This window comes from Methylophaga sp. UBA5088, from assembly GCF_002414625.1.
Classification (GTDB): Bacteria; Pseudomonadota; Gammaproteobacteria; order Nitrosococcales; family Methylophagaceae; genus Methylophaga; species Methylophaga marina.
In genome coordinates this window covers 31715-38251 of the sequence record NZ_DIAC01000107.1, presented here as the reverse complement: position 1 = coordinate 38251, position 6537 = coordinate 31715, and the positions used below count along the sequence as shown (strand labels likewise).

The 6537-nt window shown below is 45.0% G+C and carries 6 protein-coding genes; 3 read left to right on the top strand and 3 right to left on the bottom strand.

The genetic code is table 11. The annotated features are described in order from the left end of the window. The 3 genes from B4K20_RS13775 to B4K20_RS13765 all read right to left on the bottom strand — a co-directional run. On the bottom strand, positions 1-479 hold a 479-nt coding region (locus B4K20_RS13775; protein WP_289283321.1), incomplete at its 3' end, for a hypothetical protein. 197 nt (positions 480-676) lie between these two features. Next, a complete protein-coding gene (locus B4K20_RS13770) occupies positions 677-1660 on the bottom strand; it encodes a phage portal protein (RefSeq protein ID WP_289283320.1) in 984 nt (327 codons plus the stop codon). Positions 1661-1672: 12 nt separating this feature from the next. Then, a complete protein-coding gene (locus tag B4K20_RS13765; protein WP_289283319.1) occupies positions 1673-3475 on the bottom strand; it encodes a terminase large subunit domain-containing protein in 1803 nt (600 codons plus the stop codon). Positions 3476-3665: 190 nt separating this feature from the next. Between B4K20_RS13765 and B4K20_RS13760 the strand changes: the two genes are divergently transcribed. The 3 genes from B4K20_RS13760 to gpM all read left to right on the top strand — a co-directional run bounded on the left by B4K20_RS13760 (position 3666) and on the right by gpM (position 6477). Beyond that, complete coding sequence (locus B4K20_RS13760) at positions 3666-4562, top strand: GPO family capsid scaffolding protein (RefSeq protein WP_289283318.1); 897 nt, start codon at positions 3666-3668, stop codon at positions 4560-4562. Positions 4563-4589: 27 nt separating this feature from the next. After that, positions 4590-5618: a phage major capsid protein, P2 family gene (locus B4K20_RS13755; RefSeq protein ID WP_289283317.1), complete on the top strand. Its 1029-nt coding sequence runs from the start codon at positions 4590-4592 to the stop codon at positions 5616-5618. A gap of 67 nt (positions 5619-5685) precedes the next feature. Beyond that, on the top strand, positions 5686-6477 hold the full coding sequence (gene gpM / locus B4K20_RS13750; protein ID WP_289283316.1) for a phage terminase small subunit: 792 nt from the start codon (positions 5686-5688) through the stop codon (positions 6475-6477). The last annotated feature ends 60 nt before the right edge of the window (positions 6478-6537 follow it).

The window sequence follows — 6537 nt, the reverse complement described above, 5'->3', positions numbered from 1 at the left end:
TTTTCAATAAGTTCCAAATCATTTAATGTAGGATTTTCACGTTGAAAAAAAGCCAGGTATTTATCATCGAACATCAGATATAACTGTTTCTTTAGAGAATCAATCAGTTGTCTTATGAAATGTGTTTCGACTGATGTAATTTCGTTATCGTTGTCAAAAAGATCATTACATGTGCTAAGGTCGACGTAGATAGGAAGTACTTTTCTATTTCCGAGAATGTGACTATCTGATTTTAATTTTGGTGCTATAGATTTTAGACACTCGAAGTACCCTCTGAGTAAGTTAGTTGTCTTTCCAGTGCCTCTTCTTCCACTAATGAAACTGTCTTGTTTTTGAAGCAAGCTCTGTAAAATACCAAAAAAATCAATGAAGTATTCTTCAAGATCTCCAAGTTCATCAATGTTGTCTAGTGTAATGTAGTCAGCACGAAGTATTGAATCAAAGGCGTTTCTTAGTTTGTTTTTTTGCGAAGTGTTCATAAGAGATTCCATTCTTCGGGAGTAAAAAATTGTCATTCACAAGAAATTGCATAAGGTAGTTGTGTTAACTATAGTATGACATTTAATTCATGTTTAATTAATTCTTTTTATACAGTGAGTTAGTGTGCAGGATAATCTATATTACTTGGGATTGTAGCTAGTCATGTAGTTCTACAATATAGTTATTGGGATTTTATTCACAGCTCAAACTTCCAATCCGGCTCTCTAAAATTCACCACCTGTTTACCCAATAATTCATTCAATTCTAAAAACGGCTGCTGCATTGCTCCGACTTCTAGCTCGTGATATACCCGCATAATCTTTTCCATATCCCCAAAGCCGCTATTACTTTCTGGTATCACACCAGATAAACCTGGATACATCCGGTGCATGGAAAGGATTTCACCACGGGTAATGTTTTTGATGCGTTCAAACTCATCCTTGGTACCAATATCACCCACGGGGATGATCTTCACCGGTTCTTTGGCGTTGGTTCTTTCGATATTGAGGTGCATCGATCGGAAGTTACCGGGGCCTTTAGATTGCGATACCTGGTCAGAGAGTATCTGTAGATCATCTTCTTCCAGGCCTGTATCGGAGGTTAAGAAGATATAGCCCATGTGAGCCCCGTTTTTATAGTACTTACGGCGAAACAGGCCAGCGTCTTCACTGAGTAAAACGGACTGTATGCCGCCCATATATTCCGGTATGCCATAGATGCTTTGCATCACGTCATATTCATTGATTTGAATGACTTCATCGGGGGCGAATTCTATTTCGCTGCCATCGGATAACAGCTTGAAAAATACACCAGGCTTTTTACCCCGACGCATAGCAATGGAGGGTAAGTGGCCCAGCCGAACAGGGCGGCCAAAGCCATTGGTGAATATTTGCACATAGAACATGCCAAACACTTCAAAATCTAACGCGATTTGTTTTAGTGTGCTGTAGCTCAGCATTTTGGATGGTTCAAACCATTTTAAAATCATGTTTTTCTTAAAATGGAGAATGCTGTTGTGATGCGAATTTGCCCCACGGGTTTGGGCCAGGCCATTGAGGCTCACAGGTGGTACCCAGTATTTACCGCCCAGGTCAGTAAACACACCGAGATAATCGGTCATCTTGTTATTAAGTACTGGCTCGGGATCGCCAAAGGTAAATTGAATTTTGGTGTCTGACATGGTGGTTTCCTGTTAAGCGGCCATCTTCATCGTGGACTTACGGCGTGGGACTAATGGCTCATAGTTAAGGGCGTGCATGATGGACCAGGCCACATCGGCATGGCCAGTGGTGTTGGAACGGTTGGCACCATAGGTAATCTGGCTGCTGCCTGGGGTGACGGTTTTGGTGACCATCATGAATGCTTGGGTAATTTGTTTATCACCAGCGGAGTATTGCAGGCGTTGGGACTCGACTTCGCCCAGGGCTTTTAACACCAGCTCGGTTTTGGTTTGTACGCTGTAGTTAATCGGCGTGGCACGTGGGAAGAAGTTTTCCACATGCTCAAATACGCCATAACCGATGCCAGTGATATCAATGCCGATGTGCTTCACATTGTGCGTTTCCACAATTTCTTTGATGCGGTTGGCTTGGTACTGGAAGTTCTGGCCGTTATAGCTGATGTGTTTGAGTACGCGCCATTTCTCTTGTGGGTTAAGCGGTATGGCTAATATCGCCAGTGTGGCATTGTCTCGCGTGCGTGATGGGTCATAACCCAAGGCGACAGGGCGGTTACCAAATGGCCGGGCCGCTTCGGGGTGATAGTCTGACCAGGCATCGGTATCCACCATGCAGGCCATGAGTTTGTGGAGTGCGAAAACGGACTTGGCATCATCAATAAACACACACATGAATAGGTTATTAAAGTCATCCGGTGTGTATTCAATTTGTAGTTCTTCAATATCAAATAAATCACAGCCATTGGCTTCAGCATCTTTCACCGTGACCATGTGACGCCAGATTTTATCAATGCCCAATACGCCATCTTTTAAGGCTGCATGGCTGATATCAAACTCGACTTTGTCGTCTTCTTTTCTCGCCTTATTAAACCGTTCACCCGACCACATCGGGTAAGCCTGGTGTGATTGTGCTGATGGTGTAGAGAAGAGGGTACGACGCCATTTTTTATGAGCAGACATACCCGAGGCGACTTTCCATAACTTCTCAAAGTCCGGTATCCAAAACACCTCATCCACATATAAATGGCCGTGGTAAGACTGAGCCGTTCGGCTGTTGGTTGAGAGAAAGCGAATCTCAGCACCATTAGAGAGAATGATGACGCCTTGGCCTTTTAGCTCAACATCAAAATGTTCTTTAGCAATAGCGATGATGTAAGCCTTAAACACTTCGGCCTGGTCGCGTGATGCAGATAGGAATATCTGATTGTCACCGGTGAGTACGGCATCCTCAAATGCTTCATAAGCAAAGTAATAGGTGGCACCAATCTGACGCGATTTAAGGATGAAGCGTGTTCTCTGGCGTTTCTTTTCATGCCATAGCAACTGGTATTCGAAGAAGTGGGATTGTCTAAACTCATCCAGCTGTTCTTGAGTGATGTTGGAGATATCGTTCTTGGGCGGTTTTTCTTTGCGTTTACGCCGGGGCTTTTTCTCTTGCTTTAGCTCTTCTTCGGTAGGGGCTGAGTCACGAAACTCATGCGGTATGTAGTTACCTTTGGATATGGCCACCGCTTCAGCTTGTAGTTTTTGAGCCTGGGCGATGTTGATGCGAAGGTTGCCAAAGTTAGCCACCAGTGAATCCAGCTCTCGCTGCTGTGACTCTGTTTTGTTATCAATCTCAATCAGTGCATTGATTCGCCTGGTAATGGCTTGCTCAACTGTGTCCGGTGCAGCAAAGGATTCCCACTCGTCAGCATCACGCCAGTTATACAGCGTTCGCTCATTCACGCCGGTCTGAGCTGATATCTCAGTGATAGACCAGCCCTTAATAAAGAGCTTTTTCGCCGTTTCTTTTATCTCTGCTGAATACTTCGCCATGATGCCTCTGTGTTTTTGACCTTATTTTAGGTGCCAAAGCACACAAAAAAAGCGAAGTAAGTCCTTAACTTTCCTAGTAATTTGTTATAGGAATCTAGCCAAAGCAAAAGCGTTGAATCACGGTTTTTTAAGACCTAATATTTTCACAAAACCAGCACGAAGCTGAAAATTTAAGGTTACCAGGTGATGAATGGCTAAGTTAAAAACAGAGTGGAAACGCATCGGCCGCAGTGGCAAAACCATCGATGGTCGTGACATAGATCCGCAATGGTTACGAGATGCCGCTGAAACGTATGACCCAGAGTTATACCAGGCGAAAATCTGGCCGGATCACATTCGCATGTACAGCATGGGCAGCGTTGTTGCCGTCAGAGCTGAAGAGAACTCAGAAGGTGGCGTCGACCTTTACGCTCAAATTGCCCCGAATGAGATTTATCAATCAACAGCTAGATCAGGGCAGCGTCTCCACACCTCAATGGAGTTAATGCCTAACTTCAGAGACACCGGCAAGTTTTATCTATCTGGTCTTGCTGCCACAGACACACCGGCTTCAGTAGCGACGTCTGAAATGCGATTCACCGCTAACAAAGACCAAACCATCATCTTAGGTGAGTTCGTCGAAAACGAGACTCACAACTTCAACGATTCACACAACGACGACCAGCCCCCGCGTTGGTTTACACGTTTATTTTCCAAAGACAAATCCGACGAGGGCGACATGGATAAGAAAACCGCAGAACAACTGACGGCTTCAATGACAGCTTTAAGTGAGTCATTAGCTGCATTTAAAGAACAGCTAGATGGCAAGCCAGAAGGTGAAGGTAAGCCAAGCGGTGAACCTGAAAAACTGGAAATCACCGCTGAACGCTTTGCTGCACTAGAAGCGGAAATCAAAGAACTGAAGGATGCCAAAGCCAGCCATAAAGGTGGTGAGCAAGCTTCAACGGTTGATGCTGAAGCCTTTAACAAACTGCAAACCAAGTTTGATGAGCTGACCAAACAGTTCAAAGCCGCGCTGGAAGAACAACCTGGCACCAATGCCGGTGAGCATGAAGGTGATTCCTTCAAAGCTGACGACTACATCTAACTCCGTTTTATCAGTAAGGAATCAGACATGAATTTATCTCAACAAGGTCGCCAAGCATTAGACCTCCACTTTGTTAATACCGCTCGTGGTTTCGGGCTGCAACCGGGTAATCCTTCGGCCGGTCAACATTACGCTGCTACGCCAACAGTGGCGCAAACCATTTATAACAAGATCATTGAAGATGGTAATCCTTTCCTTCGTCAGATTAATGGGGCTGTGCCTGTTGCTGAGCTAAAAGGCGAAAAGGTTGGCATGTTCTTATCTGGCCGTGTGGCGAGTAGAACAGATACCACCGGATCCGGTGAACGTGTCCCAAAACACTTGGCCGATACGGATTCAAAAGGCTACGAATGCTTTAAAACAGAATTCGATGTGGCCATTAAATATGCCTTGATTGATGCCTGGGCGAAATTCCCTGATTTTGCTTCTCGTTATATGCAGCTTGTTCGCCAAGCCATTGGTAACGACATGCTGACTATCGGTTGGCATGGCACATCAGTTTCCACAAATAGTGACATCAATGCTAACCCTAATCTTGAAGATATGAATATTGGTTGGCTGCAAAAGATTCGTGATTTCAATGGTGGTTCGCAGCATTTAGCCGCTGCAACTAATGAAGTGGTTTTGGGTAGTGCTGATTTTAAAAATCTGGATGTGTTGGCTCATGAAGCCAGACAGATGCTGCCTATTTATCACCGTAACCGTGATGATTTGGTCTTTATTGTTGGCTCAGACATTTTGTCTTCTCAAGAAGGTACCTATTACGAAACCAATGGTAATACACCGACGGAAAAAGCCATGCTGTCCGGTCGTATTACTAAGGCTTACGGCAACATGCCGACGATGTATGCGCCTTTCTTCCCAGAAGGAAAAGTGCTCGTCACACCACTAAAAAACTTATCCATTTACGTTCAAGACAGCTCGGTTCGTCGCCTGCAAAAAGACAAACCAGAGAAAGACGAAGTGCAGGACTTTAACTCAGCGAACCAAGGTTATGTGGTTGAGGATGAGGAATTGACCGCCTTTATCGAAGGTATTCAGTTAACAGCCGAATAACACCCTGAAGCAATGCAACCCACTGTTCCCTGACCGGGGTGCCGGTCAGGGATAAACAGGAGCCGAAATGAGCAAATTAAGACAGTTAAAACAAAAGCGAGCAGAGCCGGGTGGTGAAAAGCAACTGAGCCAGCCAAAGACTGAGCAACCGATTAGTAAATTGAAGGCGATTCAGTTGAAACATCAACCTGATCTAAATCAGGAGACTTTGGACGCTAATCAACATTTTCAAACGCCTGGTGATGGTAAGCCATTCAAACAACTGCTTGAACAATACCAAGCTGCGTTACAGACCGATGTTCAGCGTTTAAGCACCAAAGACACCATAGAAGATAAAGCAGCGATGAAAAAAGAGCTGCTGCCGAACTATATGCCGTTTGTTGAAGATTACATGGCCAATGGCCACGACTACCCGAACAGCGTGGCCGTGATGATGATGGTCTGGTTATTCGATATCGGTGATATCGAGCAAGGCTTACACCTGGGGTTTTACCTGGTGAAAACGCCAAAGCAAACCATGCCGCATGGCTTTAGCAGCACGATGGAAACGTTCATTTGTGATTACACCTATGACTGGGCTAGTGCACAAATTAAGGAAGAGAAAACAGCCAGCCCGTACCTGGATAACTTGGTGAAAGTGCTACTGGATGCGAAGTGGGAACTGGCGATGCCAGTGAAAAGCAAAATGCTGAACATGATGGCAAAGAATGCCTTCCTGAAGGGGGAATTTAAAGCCTGCGTGTCCTGGTGTGAAGCGACTCAAAAGGTTAATCCAGAAGGGCATGGCACCAAAACACTAATGAGTAAAGCACTCAAAGAAATTGAGAAGTTAGAACAAGCCCAGGCTGATAAAGAGTAATTCAGCCGCTTTACAGGCTCCACCGCCGGGGCAGGGCAAAAAACGAAGCACTCCAACGCT